We start from the raw sequence: 18,367 nt of genomic DNA on the forward strand, positions 1-18,367 counted from the left end.
AATTTCACTAGGAGTTCACATGAAATTCACACTCTCCCTTTATAGTAAGAAACAAGTTAATCCTTTCCTTTACACATATAAAAGAGGAGAGTGCGTGAAATGAAACAAGCAGGACAACCTATTCAAAATGAAAAACAATTAGAAACTATCAAAAATATACTTTTACAATCTTCGAAACGTGATGGCTTATTATTCGTATTAGCTGTAAATTCTGGCTTAAAAGTAAGTGAAATCTTACAATTAAAAGTTAGTGATGTAATCGATGAAAATGAAAATGTTCGCCATTCCATTTTATTTTACAATGAAAAAGTGAAGAAACATAAATGGTTTGCTGTAAATGAAGACTTACAGCACGCAATCGAAGACTACATGAAAGAACGTAAAACTTGGAAACGTAATGAACCATTGTTAAAATCTCAAAAAGGAACAAAATCTATTACGAGACAACATGCATGGTACATTTTAAACAAAGCTGCAAAAGAAGTTGGATTAGAAGGGATTAGCTCACATACACTTCGAAAAACTTGGGGTTATTGTGCATACAAATCAGGTGTTGATATTGCATTTTTACAACACTTCTTTGATCACAGTACTCCATCAAAAACTTTAAAGTATATCGGTATTGCTTAATAACTCTTATACATAAAAAAGGTTACCATTTGAAAATTTGGTAACCTTTTTTATATTTCATATTCTCTTTTCTTGTCTCTCCTATACTGTAGTGGTACTCTAATAATAAGGGGGAGAAATTATGAACACACTTACAATTGAATTACCAAAAGAAACGGCTGAAAAACTTGATTTATTAAAACAAGCTTATGAAAAGAAAACAGGTGCTTCTATCTCTGAGAGCACTCTCGTTCAAACACTTATCTCAAAAGAATTTATCCAGGCGATAACTCCTTTTGATTTACAACAATTCGTCAACGGAAAAGAACAGCATTAATGCTGTTCTTTTTTTATCTCTATTTAAAATATACAAAGTTTTTTATATATTTTTAGAAAAACCATTGACAATGATAATGATAACCATTATCATTTATTATGAAGCCAACAATTGATGAATCAACCAAACGCTCAGTAACATTGTTACCCCTCTTTTTCATATAGAAAGGCACTGTACATTCCCCCTGTTTGTACAGTGCCTTTCTTGTTTATTATCATTCAAAAAAATTTAATTGCTCCGGCTTTGGCTCACCATATGTAATGTTCATCATTTTCATAAGCTGTTTCGCATTATCTGCTGCATCCCCACCTGAATTGTTGTTAAACAGTACGTATATATCCTTTGTTTTCTTTTTTAATTGCTCTAGTCGTTCAACCCATTCTTCCAGTTCTTTATTGTTGTAGCGATATAAACAGCGAACCGCTCTCCAATTCTCCCCTTTATCAAGCCAACCATGAACATTTCGACCGTGAAAACGTATTAATGCCATGTCTGAATTCGTAACCTCTAACACGAGTGGCACAGAACCTATCCCAGCCTGTGGTTCATCACAAATTGTATGAACCCATTTCTCCTGTTCTAGAAACTGTAACGTCTTATCTCTCATTTCTGGATAAAACCATGTTTGATTTCGAAATTCTATTGCACATGGTAAACCTTCCATTTTTTCTTTCGTATATCGAAGAAAATCTACATTTTTCTTTTTGCAATCAAACCATGGTGGATATTGAAATAAAATTGTTTTTAATTTATCAGCTTCTAATAAAGGAAGAATAGACTGTTTATACACATCAAACATCTCATCGAACGTAGAAAAAGGAATTTCACCTTTCATATGTCCTGTCATTCCTTGATACGCTTTTACGACAAAAGAAAAATCTTTCGGCGTTTCCATTGCCCATTTTATATAATTTCGTGCAGGTTGCATCGCGTAAAATGAACTATCCACTTCCACAATAGGAAAATACTCGCTATATGTTCGTAATTTATTTCTATTTTCATAGGAATCTATGTATAAAGAATTATGATCTCCCCATCCTGTCACTCCAATGAACAGCACATATATCCCTCCCTTTTTAACTTCATCTTCTATTCACTTTCCAAACACTTTGCATCATGTAGCCTTTTCTTTAAGAGTATCCTTATAAAAATATGATATACTATATGGAAGAATTTTTAAAATGAGGGGTTATTTATTTATGCTTCCAAACGATGCTACTGTATCTCATGAAAAACGAATTGAAGAACTAGAAAATAAAGTACGTTTTTATGAAGAACTTGTGAATCAATTACCACATCATTTCACATACAAAAATCCACATATTGGTTTACGAATAAAGAAAACCAGAACAACTCATTCCATTCAAGAAATACCAAAAGAAAATAAAGAAGCTAATTTTCAACTTACTTGTGATTCATTATTTTTATTTGAACAACTTGAAAAACACTTTGTTCATATTTTTGATGCCTTTTCACATCATGTAACCTTTGTCGATAGTAAAGGGAATATTACTTTATGTAATCAAGTTGCCGCAGATGATTTCGGTGTAATACGTAATGATATTATTGGAAAACCAATTCAACAATTACTAAACTTGCCGGAAGAAAAAATTAAAGCAATTGAAACATTAAGAACGGGAACAGAAATATATAATGAAGAAGTTTTAGACAAAAATTACGGTATTATAAATAACCGAATTATTCGTGATTATAACGGTGAGATTTTTAGAGTTATTAGTGTCTTTCATTATTTAAATACAGAACGTGATGCAGAGAAGTTTTCGTTAGCAGGACGAATCGCAGCTGGAATTGCACACGAAGTACGAAATCCTCTTACAACAGTACGAGGATACTTACAATTTTTACAAGAAAGCGTTTCTACATCAAATCAAGAGTTATTTAAAAACTTGCTTATCCCTGAATTAGATCGTGCAAATAATATTATTACAAAATTTTTAGCTGTTTCAAAAACACGGGAATTTACAAGAGAACCGTTTCCGATCAATACATTTTTACGTGACTATATTCAACAGTTACTAGCTAGTGAAGTCTCCTTGCATAACATTTCAATTGATTATAACTTCTCTAATGAATTAGATGATATTTTAGTCAATATTGATCGACATGAACTTGTTCAAGTGTTTTTAAATCTATTTCAAAATGCCGTCGATGCTCAAGGCGACAAACCTCTTTCTATTCAAATTACTAGTTATCGCCTTGATAACTTCGTTCGGATTACTTTCACAGATAATGGAATTGGTATTCCTCCAGCTATTCAAGAATATATCTTTGATCCATTCTTCTCAACGAAGGATTCGGGAACAGGACTAGGCTTGTCAGTAACAAAAAAAATCATCCAAAATCATAACGGCACATTAAAAATGACTAGTAATGAAGATGGTACAACTTTCACTATTTCAATTCCAATCTTACCTAAAACAACCCTTGAAAAATTAAATCAATGTAAATAAAGGACTAATCCACGAACTACATGCCAATTGTTAAACACTCCCAACAATTAGCATGTAGTTTTTTATGTTGCACTTTTCTTCTTTACATTATATAAACCTTTCTCTATATCTTACTTATTTCTTTCTAGGTGGGCCAATTTCTTATTTTTTTAGAAATGGTAGTTTGTCCATCACGAATTTAGTATAAATTTCATTTTAATATATAGTAATGACTAATGATTCTATGAAAGAAAAGAATGAAAAGATGAACAATAAAAATAAAGGAAAAGTATTTTATGGTAATGATTGTTGCGAAGTAAGAGCATGTAGCCATATTAACATCCCTAAGTCAGAACTTACAGAATTTGTTAGACTTCTTCAAGCTCTTGGTCAAGCTATTCTAGTTCAATATGGATCTGGTTGCCTAGGTGGAGGAACTACGGGGACTACTGGTGCTCAAGGGCCTCAAGGCGCTCAAGGACCTGCGGGCGATACAACTGCGACACTATCTGTCTTCCGAATTTACTAACCACAATTTCCGATAATATTTTGGGAGGACTAAGCACATTTATAAGTAATAGGTTTGCTTTTGATTGTCTATTAAATCTCTCTTTTAATAAAAAGGAGCACTTATTTGGGAGGATAAGTGCTCCTTCTTTACGTTTCTTTACCTCAAATTTACTCTATCTTAATCCTCATTTTGTATGATAAATAATGAAGTCAAAGATATGAAAGAGGGATGAAAAATGAGAGTTATGTCACTGATACGCATTTGGATTGCTCTTATGATATGCATTATTTTATGTGTAGGATTTTTTTTAACTCTAAAATACTCCACTATTTCAAAAGCAGAGAGAAAAACAGTTCCATACAAACTTTTGTATACGAAACAAAACGACATCCCTTATTCCAATTCCACAAATAATGAAAAAAAAGTTATAAAAGGAATGCTTATTACGAAAGCTTCTAATTACGAAACTCTACTTCAAATTGCTGAAACGATTAAAGATCAGTATACAAATAAAGGAATTGATGAAATCACGCTGTCTATCCATAATGAAAATAATGGTAGTTATGAAGAAGAATTACCTTACGAACCGATTAGTAAAGGAACAATAATCGTCACATACGATTCTCAATCCTTTGGCAGTACGAACATTACTCTTAATGAATAGTAGCATTTATCTCACTCATTATGAGCTCACTTTATTTTTCACACGAGAAAGAGGCGAATAATGAAATTCGCCTCTTTTTTTACCATAATGATGGAATCCACTCTTTCACTTTATCAAACCACTCTTGCTGTTCTTTTTTCCTTTGTTGCTCTTCTTCTTGCCTTTTCTTTTCTTCTTCTTTTCTTCGCTTTTCTTCTTCAATTGTTTGCAATTGTTTTTTATAGTCCGCCTCAGATATTAACGACAATTGGAACGCTTTTTGGGCTGGGTTTGCATTTGCTTTTTTCATGATATCCCGGAACATCGTCGTTGTAATTTGGCTACCACCCGGAACATAATGCTCGCTATCTGTTTTGTCATATCCTACCCAAATCGCACCTACTAAATCTGGTGTGTATCCTACAAACCACGAGTCCTTTGCCCCTACGCTCGGGCCATTTACAAGTTGAGTCGTCCCTGTCTTTCCTGCTGTATCAACATTATTAACTTTCGCTTTTTCACCTGTTCCCTTTTCGACTACACCTTTTAATAAATACGTCATCTTTTGAGCAATTTTTTCACTCGTCACTCGTGTCTCTTTTTTATACCATTTTCCTATTATTTCCCCTTCAGCATTTTGAACTTCTCTAATTGCATGAGCCTCTACTTGAACCCCATCATTAGCGAATGTACTATATGCTTGGGCCATTACAAATGGAGATGTCCCTACATGCATCCCACCTAAAGCAATTGGATACGTACGGTCTTCTGGTACTAATGGAATACCAAATCGCTCTAAAGATTTCAATCCTTTATCTAATCCTATTTGCTCTAATAACCACACAGCAGAAACATTATACGACTTTGCTACCGCTTCATACATTGTCACATTACCATGAAAAGCCTGATCACTATTTTTCGGTTCATATTCTTTAATATGAAATGGTTCATCCTTTAATATATCGTATACCTCATACCCTTGTTCTAAAGCGGGTACATATACAGCTAGAGGCTTTAATGTTGAACCTGGCTGTCTTTTTAATTGCGTAGCATGATTAAATTGTAAAAACTGATATGGTCCTCTCCCCCCAACTAAAGCTGGAACACCGCCTGTTTTGGGATTTATAAGGACTACACCCGTTTGCATAAGTTGATCTGAGCCACTATCTTTAAAATAACTATCATTATTCACAACATCTTCTACAGCTTGTTGTTTTTTCGGATCCAACTCTGTATAAATACGATAACCACCTGCTAAAATTTCATTTTGTGTTAATTCATACTTATCCATCGCTTCCCTAACTATATAGTCTACATATTGGGAGTATTTACCTTTATATTTATCATCAACCCCACGTTTTAATACAAGTCCTGACTCTTTTTCTTTATTGTATTGCTCTTCAGAAATATATCCTTGTTCCTTCATTAAACTTAATACGACATTACGTCGTTCAATTGATTTATTAAAGTTTTTATAAGGCGAATACGCAGACGGCGCTTTAATTAAGCCCGCGATCGTTGCAGCTTCTGAAATTGATAAATCTTTTACCTCTTTATCAAAATAAGATTTAGCTGCCCTCTTTATCCCCCAAGCACCTTCCCCAAAATAAATTTGATTCATATACATTTCAATAATTTCATCTTTTGTATAAGTACGTTCTATTTTTTTCGTTAAAAAGTATTCCTTTATTTTACGAGAAAATGTACGATCTTGTGTCAGAAATACATTCTTCGCAAGCTGCTGTGTAATTGTACTTCCCCCTGCTACAACTTCTCCTGCTGTAATATTTTTAAAAACTGCACTTATAATTCCACTATAATAAATACCATGATGGTTAAAAAATTCCTTATCTTCTACTGCAACAATTGCCTGAACCATAATATCAGGAATATCTTTTCTTTTAACGCCTTCTGTTTTCGAAGAAGCTAATTTAGTTGCGACCTCATTATTTGCATCATAAATTAAAGTCGGTTGTGGAACAGCTTGTTTTAATTCAGATATGTCTTGAATGGAAATTATTATATTTACAGCAATAAATATAGTAACGAGTACACTTCCCAATACAATTAATGAATTACGAAGTTTCTTCCTCTTATTGAACCACTCAAGCATTTTTTTAAAATGAGTGTTCTTCAATTTCATTCGTTCACTTCCTTCATTTATTTACACTCTTCTTTTTAAAAGGAAGAATATACCGCCTTTTAAATTTATTATAATAACGTAGTCATTCCTATAGTGTAAAGCTTTTCTTTTACATTCATACTTTTTGCAAGAAAAGGACATTCTACAAGTAAGATATTCACTATTGGATATTAATATTATTAATAGAACAACGAGAGTTATGTTAAGTTTTTGTAAACTTTTCGATAAAATGTTTTAAAAAACGACAGTTTTTTGTTAGAATTGATTAGCCAATATATTTTACATATATTACTTTTGTGGGGGTAACAATAATGGTCTTTAAATCAAAAAAAGATAAATTTTCTGAAATGTTAATGAATGTTTCCGAAAATTTAAAAGAAGGCGCGCAATTTTTCGTGGAGTATAAAATTAAAAATGCTAGCGATTTAAAAGAGTTTTCTATGCGCATGAAAGAGTATGAGTCAAAAGGTGACTCATTTATTCACGAAATCATTATGGAGCTAAACAAAGCGTTTATTACTCCGATTGAACGTGAGGACATCCTACAACTTGCAATGAGTATGGATGATGTATTAGACGGATTAGATCACAGTGCTGGTCTGTTCGAAATGTATTCTATTACAGAAGCTGATGAATACATGATTAAATTCGTAGAAGCAATTAATCAATGTGCAATTGAAATTGCAAATTCTGTTGAACTGCTGTCTAAAAAGAAGTTAGTCGACATTCGTACGAACGCAATCAAGATTAAGGATTACGAATCACAATGCGATGATATTCGTCGTCATGCGATTAAGCACTTATTCTCTCGTGAGAAAGATCCGATTAAGATTATTCAATTTAAAGAGATTTACGAAGAGCTTGAAGAAGTAGCTGATAGCTGTCAAAGCGTTGCAAACGTATTAGAAACAATTATTATGAAGAACGCGTAAGGAGTTTGATCATGGATACACTCTTGATACTGACCGTTTTAGTAGTCATTTGCGCTTTAGCTTTTGACTTTATCAATGGATTTCACGATACAGCAAACGCTATTGCAACGGCTGTTTCAACGAAAGCTCTAAAGCCTAGACATGCAATTATTATGGCAGCTATTATGAACTTTTTAGGTGCAATGACATTTACAGGTGTAGCAAAAACGATTACAAAAGATATCGTTGACCCATTTGCTTTACAAAATGGTTCTCTTGTAATTTTAGCTGCTTTACTTGCGGCGATAGCATGGAACTTAATTACTTGGTACTACGGTATCCCAAGTAGTTCTTCGCATGCAATTATTGGCTCAATCGCAGGTGCAGCCATTGCTGCTGCTGGTATTAGCTCATTAAACCTTAAAGGATTCATTAAAATTCTTGAAGCTTTAATCATTTCACCAATTATCGCTTTCGTTATTGGTTATATCGTATACAGTATTTTTAAAGTGGTCTTTAAAAACTTTAACTTAACGAAAACGAACAAAAACTTCCGTATATTCCAGATTTTCACTGCAGCATTACAAGCCTATACACACGGTACGAATGATGCACAAAAAGCAATGGGAATCATCACGATGGCTCTTATGGCTAATAACTATCATACTTCTAGCGATATTCCGTTCTGGGTACAATTATCTTGTGCTATCGCAATGGGGCTTGGTACTTCTGTCGGTGGATGGAAAATTATTAAAACTGTCGGTGGACAAATTATGAAAATTCGTCCTGTAAATGGTGTAGCTGCCGATTTATCATCATCACTTGTTATTTTCGGTGCAACATTCATTCACTTACCGGTTAGTACGACGCACGTTATCTCTTCTTCTATTTTAGGGGTTGGTGCTTCTCACCGTGTGAAAGGGGTAAAATGGGGAACTGCAAAACGTATGTTAATTACATGGGTTATTACACTTCCTATTTCAGCTTCTTTAGCTGCTCTATTTTACTACCTATTACATTTTGTTTTCTAATCAAAAGTCGTCTTCCTTATTTTTCTAGGAAGACGACTTTTTTGTGAACAAGCCTATTTCTCATTAAAAAGCGTGTATAATAATTGGTGGATAAGTTATTTAGAGGAGTTGGCAATTTTGGAATACATCATGTTACTTTTCATCGGACTAATCGCCGGGACAGTCGGCAGCCTAGTTGGGCTTGGAGGCGGAATTATTATTGTTCCGTTATTAATTGGATTACACAGTTTATCACCACAACTTGCAGTAGGGACTTCTATGGTAACAGTCGTTTTTACAGGGCTATCTTCCACCCTTACTTATATGAAGCATAAACGAGTAGATTATAAAAGTGGACTTATTTTATTTATCGGAAGCGGCCCTGGTGGTATTATCGGATCATGGGCAAATAAATTTTTAAACCAAGACACATTTTCTTTATACTTTGGGGTTTTCCTTATATTCGTCTCAATTCTACTTATGCTTCGAGACAAACTAAAACCTCTTTCCCTCTCAAATACGTCTGTAATTAAGCGTTCTTTTACAGATAATGATGGAAATACTGTACACTACCAATTCCCACCGTTTCTTGCTATCTTTATTGCCTTTATAGTTGGGTTTATATCTGGGTTATTTGGAATTGGTGGCGGTGCCTTACTTGTTCCAGCAATGATGCTTCTTTTTGCATTCCCAGCACATATTGCAGTAGCAACTTCAATGTTCATCGTATTTCTATCAGCAATTGTAAGTTCTGCAACTCACATCTCACTTGGAAATGTCAGCTGGATTTATGCATTAATCCTTATTCCTGGTGCATGGATCGGCGGAAAAATCGGGGCTTACATTAATACAAAACTAAGTGGTAACGCCGTAATTAATTTATTACGTATTACGTTAATTATTCTTGGAACTAGATTAATCATTATTTCCCTTTTATAACGTATTCTTTTTAGAATGCGTTTTTCTTATACACATGAATATAAAAATCCTCCGAGGAGAACAAATAAAATTAAACAAACACATAATAACATATAATTTGAAATATGTACTTTCTTCAAGTTGACCACTCCTATAACTGCGACTGTTATCTTTATGATAGCGAAAAAATAGTTCACTTGCAGTTACAGAGTGCTAACAATGCAAAATCAATTATTACAAATTTTATCCTTATATTTCATTTCTTTGTATATTCTATCGATTTAATAAAAAAAGATGTCATATTGACATCTTTTTTAGTGAAGAAGTGACCATCCCATAAAGTCTTCATGTACTTGGCACGCCCTCTTATCATTTCGATCATATAATTCAGCATAACTATCTGTTTCTTCATCATAAGCCATCGTATAAATAATTTGGCCGTCTACTTCAACGGATAAAACGACTCCACCTTTCATCTCTTCTACATGAATGATAGCATTCGCCGGAATTCTCATATCCGTCATTCTCATCGCATCTAACAATATACTAAACCCCCTACAGCGTATTCATTGCTAGTACTATTACACACTAAATAGTATACTACTGTAATAGCATACATTTCGTCAATGAAATTGCTGTTGAAATAGCATATTGTCTATATACATATACGCTAAAATAGAAGAAATAGAAACATATTAATGGGGGGCTAACATTGATTCTACACAAAGGAGATGTACTATTCCGTCAAGGTGAGGACGGTCCTTTATACTTTATAAAAACAGGCTTATTAAAAGTAGTTCGGTTAGAAGAAGACGGAACACCATTTTTATTCAACATTATCGTTCCAGGCGAAACGATACCTCATCATTCTTTAATTTCACCGAAAGAATATCACGGTACAGCTATCGCTTTAATAAAAACAGAAGTGGAACCAATTACTAGTAGTGAATGGTATGAGAGACTTCAAGCAAATCCTGAATCATATGCCAACATCGCTATGCAATTGCAATCGAAATTAAGAATGATGCAACAACGAATTGATCAATTGACAACCGTCTCACCAAAAGAACGTCTTCATCGTTTACAAGAATGGTTCACATTATATTTAGGTGACATTCCTATATATGAAATATTAACACAAACTGAAATTGGTCAACTGATAGGCATACGCCGTGAAACAGTTAACCGTTTATTACGAGAACAAATAAAAAACGAGGTAAAATAAATACCTCGTTTTTTTATTTATTCTCATCCGTCTTATTGTAAGCTTGTTGCTGGGCCAAAAAATTCATAATGAATATGCTCTTGTTTCACACCTAAATCAGTTAGTGCAGCATTTATATGCTTCATAAATGCTACTGGACCACAGAAATAAAATTCTGCTTCAGTTGTCGGAATAATAGTTTTTAACCATTCGCTTTCAACGAAACCTTCTTTATCAAAGTTCTTCATTTCTAAATCTTTTTCAGTCGGTGCAGAATAACAAGTATATGCTTTAACTTGTTCATATTCATTTTCTACTGCCTTAACGTGTTCTTTCATTGCATGTGTATTACTATTTATTGCTGCATGAACAAAATATACATTACGTTTTGAATCTTGTTCAATTAACGTATTTAACATACTCATCATCGGTGTAATCCCTACTCCACCACTAATTAGTACAACTGGTAATGTTGAATCCATATTTAACACGAAATCTCCCGCTGGTGCACTTACTGGTAAAACATCTCCTTCTTTTACATGTTCATGTAAGTAATTAGACACTTTACCGTCTGGTGTATCTACACCTTTTTCTTTCTTTACACTAATACGATAATATTCTTTCCCAGGTGCATCAGATAAACTGTATTGACGATTATGTGTATATGTCTCACCTTCAATATTGATTTGAACCGTTACATATTGACCTGGGATGAATGAAGAAACTTTCCCTCCATCTTCAGGTTTCAAATAAAATGACGTAATAACATCGCTTTCCTTCACTTTTTTAACAATCACAAAGTTGCGGAAGTCTTTCCATCCACCTTCTTTATGTGCAGCTTCTTCATACATCTCTGCTTCAATGCTAATAAATGCATCAGCAATGACACCATATGCTTCTCCCCATGCATTTAAAACTTCATCAGGTGCACCTGCGACTTCTTTAATGGCACGTAGTAAACATGTACCTACAATCGGATAATGCTCAGCTTTAATACCTAAACTTCTATGCTTATGACCAATTTGTTTTACAACTGGAATAATTGCTTCTAAATTATCAATGTACGTTGCAGCTGCATAAACAGCATTCGCTAACGCTTGTTGTTGTCTTCCCTTTTTCTGATTCGTATGGTTAAAAATATTCAATAACTCCGGATGTTCCGAAAATAAAATTTGATAAAATCTCGTTGTAATTTCAACGCCTTTTTCTTGTAATAATGGTACTGTTGACTTTACGATTTCAATTGTTTTTGCACTTAACATTGTATCCCACTCCTCTATTTCCTTAACTGTTTTTAGTTTAACTGAATCTTATAATGCAGATTGTGATTTTAATCACTATTAACACGTTGTTTTTGTGAATAATATATGAACATTGCATTTACAAAAGAAAATAAGCTAACTAGAATTCTAGCTAGCTTATTATTTTGTTTGTATAGCTTGTTCAATTACCTTTCTATCTTTCCCATCGCCAAACTCCGTATACCCCCAGATATTCGTTTCACCTCTATATTTATTTACGATAATATCCAAGTCATGATATACACGGTGGGCATACACTACATACTCAATATTTTGAAGTTCCACACCTTTTTTTACAATTTCATAGCTTCTATTTACATCGCGTTTTATTTTTTCATTCTTTATTTCCGTATGTATATTTTTTAAAGATGGTTCTTGTTGTTGAAACCATTGCTTAAATTGCTTCCAATCCCCGTCTGTATAATTCTCTGCTTTACCGTAATTTAAGAAATTATTATAGCTTTCATGTGTCATTCGAATAAAATCTAGCACTTTTGTCTCTTCTTGCACATCTTCTACTCGAGCTATTGTATTTACCTCAGCAGGCTTATTCGCATAATGTAACAGCACTTTCATAAGACTATAACTCGCAATGATCATTACGATAATAATCCCGAATACACTTAACAATTTCTTCATATACAGAACTCCTTCTCTACTAAAGATATTACAATGTATGACTATACTTGTAACATTCTCTCGTAGAAATATAATTCCTGTATTAATTCTTCCTATCATTTCGACAATATTTTTCTACACATTTCGTCTTGGCAAATGCTCCTGTAAAACAATATAACCTTCATAAGCTGTATAACCAAGTATAGCTATTAATCCGATATAACAAGCAAATACTGTCCATTTCGTTTTCGTATCCACTTTATAATAGTTTTCTTGTTGTTCCTTTTCTGTTTTCCATTCATTTAATTTTCTTTCTGACGCTTCAAATGCTTCTCTTATGTGAATAGTATACTCATCTATTTCATCTTCATATGGAACATAATCTAACGGTTCAAACTTCGGTAAAAGATACTCTAACACTTCCATTTTTTGAAGTTCACCTATTTGTAACTCTTTTTCCCGTTCACTTTGTCTTAATGCATTCATCTCATGATGCATCATGTATATAGTCCGATGTACAGCTCCAGTTTCTTTTAATTCCTTTTCAAGCCTAGCAACATATTCTTTCATTCCATCAATTTTATGCCCTAATTCCTTAATCGGCTCATCTCTCTTTATCACTCTGTATAATTCCATACAACCGATAATAACAATAAATCCTCCCAAAATACTTTTAAAGTAAATTGAATAGCCAAGTAATAAAATAAGGCCTGCTCCCCAAATTTTAGTACTGACAACTGAAATAATTCGCCCACCATCTAGCGGCGAAACAGGAATTAAATTAAAGAAATTAATCATACTTCCAAGCAAAATAACAAGCGCCCAAAACGGCTCTTGCGTCATTATATAAAGTGGGATCGCTGGTAAAAATGAAAGAAGTCCGAAAAGCGGCCCCATATAGGCGATGTAAGCTTCATCTTTCGCATTTTTCGGCATCTCTTTCATTCCAATAAGGGCCCCCATAAACGGAATAAAGATTGCTGGCGATGTTGGGATCCCCTTTCTTTTCGCAGCCCATAAATGGCCCATTTCATGAACAAACAACAAATAAATGAGCGCCACTCCAAATTTCCAACCATATAGAACTGCGTATGCGCCAAGCGATAGAAACATACTAAATACCGTTGAAAACTTTGCTAATTTAAAAATTGCAAATACCCACTTTAACTTAGACAGTAAAAATAGACCTATCGCAACAATAATTCCCCATAATCCTTTTTTATTATTTTTCATATTCCTCTCCTTTATCTCTCATTAATGAATCATATTCATTCATCAAAGCTTGTTCTTTTCTCTATTATGACATATTTTTTTCTATTGTTAGAAATAATGTTTATTTAATCCATTTTTAGCCAAAAATATAAATAAAGGAGGTATATACGAATGAATTTACAATCTCTCATAATAAGTGTTTTATCATTTTTAGCTTCAACTCTTATTTTTTATACAGTGAGCTATGTATTATTATTAGATTGGTTGCCAAATCACTTACTTATCACTCTTATCATTCTTTCCGCTCTTATGATTTCATTTCTTATTACACGAAAATCAATGAATGAGCCATCTGCAAAAGCAAAATAATAGAGAGGGTGTTCTTCTCCCCTCTCTATTATCATTTCCTAGGAAAGGCTATATAGAATTTCAATTCAGTTACAGCCAATAAGGATCTTATCTCAAAATTCAGTTGGAACAAAGAAGTTAAGCGGGAATCAACGCCGAATTGGCAAAGACTATTAATCAACGAAAAATGAGCATCCTCTGCCGATTAAAGTCTCACTTTATCTTTGAAAATTCATTTTTTCACCATACTCTTTAACGATTTGAATTATATTTTGAAACACGCCTATTTTTTCTTTTTCACTGTTTAATATTTTCAAATCATACTTTTCGTAATATGTTTCTAATGATTTTAATTGTGATTCTGAAGCACCTTTTATCGGAACAGTAGCATGCAATTCATATTGCTTATACCCTTCCTTTACTTTTTCACCTAAAATCATTTCACTCTCTTTTGCTCCAATTAATTTTTGAACTTTTTCTGGGAAAGTGAGTTGCAAATAATACTCTCGTTCCTTCACTAACTTGTTGTATAGTGATTGTGAAATCGTATACCGTACCATATAATTCACGTTTTGATCGCCCGCTTTAATATGAAACGTAGTAATCTGCAAATCTTTTTTTGTTACTTCCGTTAAAGGACCTACCTGCATCTCATCTTCTTTTTGTTCTGAAACATTTGGAAATATAGCCAAAAGCTTTTCCGTATCTTTTTCATTCAACATATACATAGCTTTCTTATATTGCACCCATCCTCGTCTATCTTCTCCCCTTAACCATGCATAATAAGTTTCTTTTTTCCCATCTCTACTAATTTGTATTTCATATTCAGGTTCACCGAAGCTTCCGGTTATTTCTTGTTTCTCAGCTTTATCCAAAATGTCTATTACTAACTTCGCTTCTGATTCCTGCAACTTTTTCTCTTTATGTTTTTTTTGTATAACGGTTACCTCTATTGTTTCTTTCACTTCATTCACCGTCTCTTCTACTTTTTTTGTTTCTTTTTTTTGCTCAGCTTGACCACAAGCTGCTAGTAACATAACAAATAACAACAATACATATTTCCCTTTCAAATTAATCCTCCTTTTACGATAAGAAATTCTTATAATCTTCATACATAAAACAAAAACGTGACATCCTATTAAATAAGTTATACTAATCATTGAAAGGAGGTCTTTATCATGTCCATTAATTTTCATGATCCAAATAATAAATACACATACGCAACAAGAAACGCTCATATTTCTTGGGCTGAAATGGTAAAAAACATTACAGACATACAAAACAAGCAAATAATTGATATTGGCTGCGGTGGCGGGATTTATACGAAAGAACTTGCTCTTATGGGAGCCAAAAATGTTGTGGGACTTGATTTTTCAAAAGAAATATTACAAGCTGCAAAAGAAAATTGCAGCAACTTTCCAAATATTTCTTTCATCCAGGGTGATGCACATAATATCCCATACCCTAATGAAACATTCGACATAGTTATTTCTCGTGCAGTTATTCATCATTTACAAGACATTCCTACATTTTTATGTGAAGCTTCTCGTATATTAAATAAAAACGGTGTACTTATTTTACAAGATCGAACGATTGAAGATTGTACAGTTCCAGGAAGTCCCGAACACATTCGTGGATATTTTTTCTCTATATTTCCAAAACTCATTGAAATAGAGTCAAAAAGACGTCCAAAAACTAACACGATACAGAAAGAATTACAAAAACATTCTCTTCACGTACTTCCCACACAAACACAATGGGAAGTACGAAAAATACATGATTCTGTAGAAGCATTGCTACAAGATTTATCTCCTCGAACAGGTCGATCCATTCTATATGAGTTAACAGATGATGAACTTTCTCAACTTCTACAACATATACAGACCGCATTACAAAACGTCTCTCCTATTATTGAAAGAGATCGATGGACAATTTGGAGCGCCATGAAATTGTAAGGAAGGAAGCCTCACAAAATAATGTGAGGCTTCCTTTCTTTCATAATCTAATTTTGCAACACTCTTGATATCCTCCACTTCTGGCCTGTGCACTTCCACACTTCGGACATACTAAATATCTAGACTGATTTGTCAACAAACTACCTTTTTGAAAGAGTAAAACTTCTGCTTGTTTAAACGAACGCGAATAATATAACCACATAAAACCAATTATAGCAATAATGCCAAATAATACTCCCATCGCAAGCATTTCAGTCACCTCTTTTGGTTTGTTCTTTCCAGCAAGTGGATTGTTGTAATATTCTCTGTAAATTCAAATAATCCCTTCTTTACTCCTATAAATATCAACTTTCTCTATAAATTTTACAATTCTCCGCAAATTTTCACTCCCATTTTACAATTCATTATTCCTTTTGCAACAACGAATATCGCTTTCGATATTTCCGTATATAAATATATCTTTCAAAAAACATATTGACTTTCTAAAAAAAACATGCAACAATACTGTCAGAATACTTGAATAAAAATTCATTGACGAGAACGAGTACGTTATAGAACTGTTCCCCAGAGAGTTGGCGATTTGCTGAAAGCCAACGTTCAGTGCGTAACCGAAAATCATCTCCGAGAAGTAGAACCGAATGTTACAGTAAGTTCTTACCGGCCGTCCCCCGTTACAAGGAACACGTATCATGTTGTACGTTGCAAAGCCGTATACATATAGATTTATTTCTACATGTGTAAATTAGGGTGGTATCGCGGGTAAATATAACTCGTCCCTTTCTTTAGGGACGAGTTTTTTGTGTTCTTACAAATGAATTTAAAAAAGGAGGAAAAACAATGAACACTGTATCAAAAAAACATATTTTTTTCACGGGTCTTATGCTATTTTCTTTATTTTTTGGGGCAGGTAATTTAATTTTCCCTCCCATGCTTGGACAAAACGCAGGTGAAAATTTTTGGCCAGCAATGATTGGATTTTTACTAACAGGAGTTGGCTTACCACTACTAACTGTTATCGCAATTTCTCTATCAGGAAATGGGATGCAGCAACTTGCAAGTCATGTCCATCCATTATTCGGAATTTTCTTTACAGTAGTTGTATACATTGCCATCGGTCCATCCATGGGCATCCCACGTGTTGCAAATGTTGCTTATGAAATGGGTGTTAGTTCTTTCTTACCAGAAACAATCCGCTCTAGCAGCCTAGTGCTATTTGTATATACAATCATATTCTTTACTTTCGTATTTTGGCTGAGTTTAAATCCATCTAAACTTGTCGATCGTATTGGAAATATATTAACACCTATTTTATTACTCTCAATTTTCTTATTGTTTGTTAAAAGTGTCTTTACACCACTTGGGCAATCAGGACCAGCTATGCAAGAGTATCAAACTTCTCCAATCTTCAAAGGCTTTATGGAAGGGTACTTAACAATGGACACCATTTCAGCACTTGCATTTGGAATTATCGTTGTAAATGCAATTCGCTCTAAAGGTGTGAATGATCGTAAGTCCATTGCCATCGCCACAGCAAAAGCAGGGCTTATTGCCGCTACAGGACTCGTACTTGTATATGGTGCACTAGGCTGGCTTGGGGCAACTAGTGTCTCTCTCGGATATGCAAAAAATGGCGGACAGCTACTTACTGTTATCGTACAACAATTATTCGGTCCGTACGGTTTGCTCCTATTATCTCTTATCGTTACACTCGCTTGTTTAACGACATGCGTTGGACTCGTATCTGCGTGCAGCCAATATTTTTCAACATTATTGACTACATTTTCATACAAAACATTCGCGAGTATCATTTGCGCATTAGGATTATTAGTTGCCAACTTAGGTTTAACAAAAATTATCGCAATCTCTGTTCCAATTCTACTTGTTGTGTATCCAATTGCGATTGTACTCGTACTACTATCATTACTTCATAAATACTTCGGTGGATATCGCTCTGTTTATGTAGGTTCTTTAATCGGAGCAGCTGTAGTGAGCGTATTTGATGGATTAAAACAAGGTGGTATTTCAGTTTCATTCATCACACCATATTTTGAATTTATCCCTTTATATAATGAAGGAATCGGTTGGCTAATACCAGCATTAGCAGGAGCTCTTCTTGGCCTTACAATCGCTAAGTTAAGCGGTACGAAAAAAGTTCCATTACTAACCGAATCTAACGAAGTAAAAGCCTCCTAAAAAA

At 33.9% G+C, this 18,367-nt stretch carries 20 protein-coding genes and 1 other annotated feature; of the genes, 12 read left to right on the forward strand and 8 right to left on the reverse strand.

The genetic code is table 11. The features are described from left to right. Window positions 1-99 precede the first annotated feature (99 nt). Both ACO6VI_RS05225 and ACO6VI_RS05230 read left to right on the forward strand, forming a co-directional pair. Window positions 100-630: a tyrosine-type recombinase/integrase gene (locus tag ACO6VI_RS05225; protein ID WP_000806236.1), complete on the forward strand. Its 531-nt coding sequence runs from the start codon at window positions 100-102 to the stop codon at window positions 628-630. Between the two features lie 121 nt (window positions 631-751). Further along, window positions 752-946, forward strand: coding sequence for a DUF3924 domain-containing protein (locus ACO6VI_RS05230; protein ID WP_001094860.1), 195 nt, complete (start codon window positions 752-754; stop codon window positions 944-946). A gap of 214 nt (window positions 947-1,160) precedes the next feature. Here the strand turns inward: ACO6VI_RS05230 and ACO6VI_RS05235 are convergent, their stop codons facing one another. After that, window positions 1,161-2,006: a DUF72 domain-containing protein gene (locus ACO6VI_RS05235; protein ID WP_000897364.1), complete on the reverse strand. Its 846-nt coding sequence runs from the start codon at window positions 2,004-2,006 to the stop codon at window positions 1,161-1,163. A gap of 139 nt (window positions 2,007-2,145) precedes the next feature. Here ACO6VI_RS05235 and ACO6VI_RS05240 point away from each other — a divergent pair, with 139 nt between their 5' ends. From ACO6VI_RS05240 to ACO6VI_RS05250, 3 genes are all read left to right on the forward strand, one after another. Continuing rightward, window positions 2,146-3,417: an ATP-binding protein gene (locus ACO6VI_RS05240; protein WP_000937248.1), complete on the forward strand. Its 1,272-nt coding sequence runs from the start codon at window positions 2,146-2,148 to the stop codon at window positions 3,415-3,417. Between the two features lie 223 nt (window positions 3,418-3,640). Beyond that, the gene (locus tag ACO6VI_RS05245) at window positions 3,641-3,925 is read left to right on the forward strand and encodes a hypothetical protein (protein WP_063546928.1); all 285 of its coding nucleotides are present in this window, start codon (window positions 3,641-3,643) and stop codon (window positions 3,923-3,925) included. 217 nt (window positions 3,926-4,142) lie between these two features. Next, on the forward strand, window positions 4,143-4,571 hold the full coding sequence (locus ACO6VI_RS05250; RefSeq protein WP_001265576.1) for a hypothetical protein: 429 nt from the start codon (window positions 4,143-4,145) through the stop codon (window positions 4,569-4,571). A gap of 79 nt (window positions 4,572-4,650) precedes the next feature. Here the strand turns inward: ACO6VI_RS05250 and ACO6VI_RS05255 are convergent, their stop codons facing one another. Further along, the gene (locus ACO6VI_RS05255; RefSeq protein WP_053564901.1) at window positions 4,651-6,693 is read right to left on the reverse strand and encodes a transglycosylase domain-containing protein; all 2,043 of its coding nucleotides are present in this window, start codon (window positions 6,691-6,693) and stop codon (window positions 4,651-4,653) included. Window positions 6,694-7,004: 311 nt separating this feature from the next. Here ACO6VI_RS05255 and ACO6VI_RS05260 point away from each other — a divergent pair, with 311 nt between their 5' ends. The 3 genes from ACO6VI_RS05260 to ACO6VI_RS05270 all read left to right on the forward strand — a co-directional run bounded on the left by ACO6VI_RS05260 (window position 7,005) and on the right by ACO6VI_RS05270 (window position 9,553). After that, entirely contained in the window at window positions 7,005-7,625 is a 621-nt protein-coding gene (locus tag ACO6VI_RS05260; protein ID WP_000231445.1) for a DUF47 domain-containing protein, read from the forward strand. Between the two features lie 11 nt (window positions 7,626-7,636). After that, complete coding sequence (locus ACO6VI_RS05265; protein WP_000380276.1) at window positions 7,637-8,635, forward strand: inorganic phosphate transporter; 999 nt, start codon at window positions 7,637-7,639, stop codon at window positions 8,633-8,635. Window positions 8,636-8,752: 117 nt separating this feature from the next. Continuing rightward, window positions 8,753-9,553, forward strand: coding sequence for a sulfite exporter TauE/SafE family protein (locus ACO6VI_RS05270; RefSeq protein WP_053564902.1), 801 nt, complete (start codon window positions 8,753-8,755; stop codon window positions 9,551-9,553). A gap of 293 nt (window positions 9,554-9,846) precedes the next feature. On the opposite strand, the gene ACO6VI_RS05275 is transcribed toward ACO6VI_RS05270, so the two are convergent. Continuing rightward, window positions 9,847-10,074 carry a hypothetical protein gene (locus ACO6VI_RS05275; RefSeq protein WP_000883009.1) on the reverse strand — a complete coding sequence of 76 codons (228 nt, stop codon included), beginning with the start codon at window positions 10,072-10,074 and terminating at the stop codon, window positions 9,847-9,849. Between the two features lie 170 nt (window positions 10,075-10,244). On the opposite strand from ACO6VI_RS05275, the gene ACO6VI_RS05280 reads away from it, so the two are divergent. Further along, a complete protein-coding gene (locus tag ACO6VI_RS05280) occupies window positions 10,245-10,757 on the forward strand; it encodes a Crp/Fnr family transcriptional regulator (protein ID WP_000600585.1) in 513 nt (170 codons plus the stop codon). 32 nt (window positions 10,758-10,789) lie between these two features. Here the strand turns inward: ACO6VI_RS05280 and hmpA are convergent, their stop codons facing one another. The 3 genes from hmpA to ACO6VI_RS05295 all read right to left on the reverse strand — a co-directional run bounded on the left by hmpA (window position 10,790) and on the right by ACO6VI_RS05295 (window position 13,888). After that, on the reverse strand, window positions 10,790-11,998 hold the full coding sequence (hmpA, locus tag ACO6VI_RS05285; protein WP_000947339.1) for an NO-inducible flavohemoprotein: 1,209 nt from the start codon (window positions 11,996-11,998) through the stop codon (window positions 10,790-10,792). Between the two features lie 159 nt (window positions 11,999-12,157). After that, the gene (locus ACO6VI_RS05290) at window positions 12,158-12,676 is read right to left on the reverse strand and encodes a hypothetical protein (RefSeq protein ID WP_000735529.1); all 519 of its coding nucleotides are present in this window, start codon (window positions 12,674-12,676) and stop codon (window positions 12,158-12,160) included. 114 nt (window positions 12,677-12,790) lie between these two features. Next, window positions 12,791-13,888 carry a site-2 protease family protein gene (locus ACO6VI_RS05295; RefSeq protein ID WP_000794494.1) on the reverse strand — a complete coding sequence of 366 codons (1,098 nt, stop codon included), beginning with the start codon at window positions 13,886-13,888 and terminating at the stop codon, window positions 12,791-12,793. Between the two features lie 150 nt (window positions 13,889-14,038). Here ACO6VI_RS05295 and ACO6VI_RS05300 point away from each other — a divergent pair, with 150 nt between their 5' ends. Further along, the gene (locus ACO6VI_RS05300) at window positions 14,039-14,236 is read left to right on the forward strand and encodes a hypothetical protein (RefSeq protein ID WP_001053359.1); all 198 of its coding nucleotides are present in this window, start codon (window positions 14,039-14,041) and stop codon (window positions 14,234-14,236) included. Between the two features lie 197 nt (window positions 14,237-14,433). On the opposite strand, the gene ACO6VI_RS05305 is transcribed toward ACO6VI_RS05300, so the two are convergent. After that, window positions 14,434-15,285, reverse strand: coding sequence for a hypothetical protein (locus tag ACO6VI_RS05305; protein WP_000677051.1), 852 nt, complete (start codon window positions 15,283-15,285; stop codon window positions 14,434-14,436). 108 nt (window positions 15,286-15,393) lie between these two features. On the opposite strand from ACO6VI_RS05305, the gene ACO6VI_RS05310 reads away from it, so the two are divergent. Next, window positions 15,394-16,170, forward strand: a complete 777-nt coding sequence (locus ACO6VI_RS05310) for a class I SAM-dependent methyltransferase (RefSeq protein ID WP_063546926.1) — start codon at window positions 15,394-15,396, stop codon at window positions 16,168-16,170. Between the two features lie 40 nt (window positions 16,171-16,210). Here ACO6VI_RS05310 and ACO6VI_RS05315 read toward each other — a convergent pair whose 3' ends face one another. After that, entirely contained in the window at window positions 16,211-16,420 is a 210-nt protein-coding gene (locus tag ACO6VI_RS05315) for a hypothetical protein (protein WP_000880630.1), read from the reverse strand. A 272-nt stretch (window positions 16,421-16,692) separates the two neighbouring features. Then, window positions 16,693-16,951, forward strand: a binding site (T-box leader). A gap of 56 nt (window positions 16,952-17,007) precedes the next feature. Between ACO6VI_RS05315 and brnQ3 the strand changes: the two genes are divergently transcribed. Beyond that, on the forward strand, window positions 17,008-18,363 hold the full coding sequence (gene brnQ3 / locus ACO6VI_RS05320) for a branched-chain amino acid transport system II carrier protein BrnQ3 (protein WP_161519997.1): 1,356 nt from the start codon (window positions 17,008-17,010) through the stop codon (window positions 18,361-18,363). Window positions 18,364-18,367 lie beyond the last annotated feature (4 nt).

Source organism: Bacillus sp. PSXD-155 (assembly GCF_049310765.1).
Classification (GTDB): Bacteria; Bacillota; Bacilli; order Bacillales; family Bacillaceae_G; genus Bacillus_A; species Bacillus_A cereus.

What these genes read in the sequence shown, in the direction of transcription:
- ACO6VI_RS05225 (WP_000806236.1), top strand. Translation starts at nt 100, where the DNA reads ATGAAACAAGCAGGACAACCTATTCAAAATGAAAAACAATTAGAAACT.
- ACO6VI_RS05230 (WP_001094860.1), top strand. Translation starts at nt 752, where the DNA reads ATGAACACACTTACAATTGAATTACCAAAAGAAACGGCTGAAAAACTT.
- ACO6VI_RS05240 (WP_000937248.1), top strand. Translation starts at nt 2,146, where the DNA reads ATGCTTCCAAACGATGCTACTGTATCTCATGAAAAACGAATTGAAGAA.
- ACO6VI_RS05245 (WP_063546928.1), top strand. Translation starts at nt 3,641, where the DNA reads ATGAAAGAAAAGAATGAAAAGATGAACAATAAAAATAAAGGAAAAGTA.
- ACO6VI_RS05250 (WP_001265576.1), top strand. Translation starts at nt 4,143, where the DNA reads ATGAGAGTTATGTCACTGATACGCATTTGGATTGCTCTTATGATATGC.
- ACO6VI_RS05255 (WP_053564901.1), bottom strand. Translation starts at nt 6,693, where the DNA reads ATGAAATTGAAGAACACTCATTTTAAAAAAATGCTTGAGTGGTTCAAT.
- ACO6VI_RS05260 (WP_000231445.1), top strand. Translation starts at nt 7,005, where the DNA reads ATGGTCTTTAAATCAAAAAAAGATAAATTTTCTGAAATGTTAATGAAT.
- ACO6VI_RS05265 (WP_000380276.1), top strand. Translation starts at nt 7,637, where the DNA reads ATGGATACACTCTTGATACTGACCGTTTTAGTAGTCATTTGCGCTTTA.
- hmpA (WP_000947339.1), bottom strand. Translation starts at nt 11,998, where the DNA reads ATGTTAAGTGCAAAAACAATTGAAATCGTAAAGTCAACAGTACCATTA.
- ACO6VI_RS05290 (WP_000735529.1), bottom strand. Translation starts at nt 12,676, where the DNA reads ATGAAGAAATTGTTAAGTGTATTCGGGATTATTATCGTAATGATCATT.
- ACO6VI_RS05295 (WP_000794494.1), bottom strand. Translation starts at nt 13,888, where the DNA reads ATGAAAAATAATAAAAAAGGATTATGGGGAATTATTGTTGCGATAGGT.
- ACO6VI_RS05300 (WP_001053359.1), top strand. Translation starts at nt 14,039, where the DNA reads ATGAATTTACAATCTCTCATAATAAGTGTTTTATCATTTTTAGCTTCA.
- ACO6VI_RS05310 (WP_063546926.1), top strand. Translation starts at nt 15,394, where the DNA reads ATGTCCATTAATTTTCATGATCCAAATAATAAATACACATACGCAACA.
- ACO6VI_RS05315 (WP_000880630.1), bottom strand. Translation starts at nt 16,420, where the DNA reads ATGCTTGCGATGGGAGTATTATTTGGCATTATTGCTATAATTGGTTTT.
- brnQ3 (WP_161519997.1), top strand. Translation starts at nt 17,008, where the DNA reads ATGAACACTGTATCAAAAAAACATATTTTTTTCACGGGTCTTATGCTA.